Source organism: Gilliamella sp. B3023 (assembly GCF_026536845.1).
Taxonomy (GTDB): Bacteria; Pseudomonadota; Gammaproteobacteria; order Enterobacterales; family Orbaceae; genus Gilliamella; species Gilliamella apicola_E.
Window position 1 is genome coordinate 1 of record NZ_JAFNNH010000070.1, and the last position, 756, is coordinate 756.

1 protein-coding gene is annotated in these 756 nt (G+C 44.3%); it reads left to right on the forward strand.

The features are described from left to right. Nucleotides 1-662: hypothetical protein (locus tag J3U16_RS12010; protein WP_267343212.1), on the forward strand; the 662-nt coding region annotated here is incomplete at its 5' end. Nucleotides 663-756 lie beyond the last annotated feature (94 nt).

Consider the following 756-nt stretch of genomic DNA (forward strand, 5'->3'; position numbering starts at 1 on the left):
CTACAACTGGCGCTAATGGATTGTACTTTGATTTACTCATTAGTGGTAGTAGTCAGCCATTGTTTTGGTCTCCTGTTTCTCAGGGTGGTATCACAGTCACAATGTCTAATCCTACTGCTACAAGCGTTCGTGTTACTTTAACTGGTCCTTACGCTACTCCATCCCAGATTAGTTCAGCCAATCCTGGTCCTCTTTCCACTATTTCTTTGCCTCAGAACTTCGAGTTGGTCGGTCGTGATAGTAATGGTACTCCAGTCGTCAAATATGGTTTTACTTTGAAGCAGTGGTTCGTCAACCGTGGTGATAAGGAGGACACTTATCCTAATACCTTATCTTGGTGTAATAGTCTTGGTTATCGAATGCCTAGCGTAAAGGTTTTAACCAATGCATCTTGTCGTGGTACTAATTCAGGTTCTCACTGTCAGGGTTCAGTCGGCGCCACCCCTTCCTCGCGTAATAATTTTTACATGCGTCATATAGGTTCAGGTTTTTTCACTGAGTGGGGTAGTATGGAGGATTATTCAGGCGTTGGCTTCGTCAGCAGTTGGTACTGGACTAGTGACCCGTATGGTAGTGACCAGTTTGTCGTCTACTCAGACAACGGTTCTGTGAATTGGCTTTACACCTACAACTACAACTACGGGCTTTGTGCCTATCCTTAGTTCTTATTCCTTCGTCCTTAATCCTTAGGGCGGGGGTGGGGGTGATAAAAAATAGTGTTGAGTCATTAAAAGTAAGCTGACTCAAGGAGTCAAC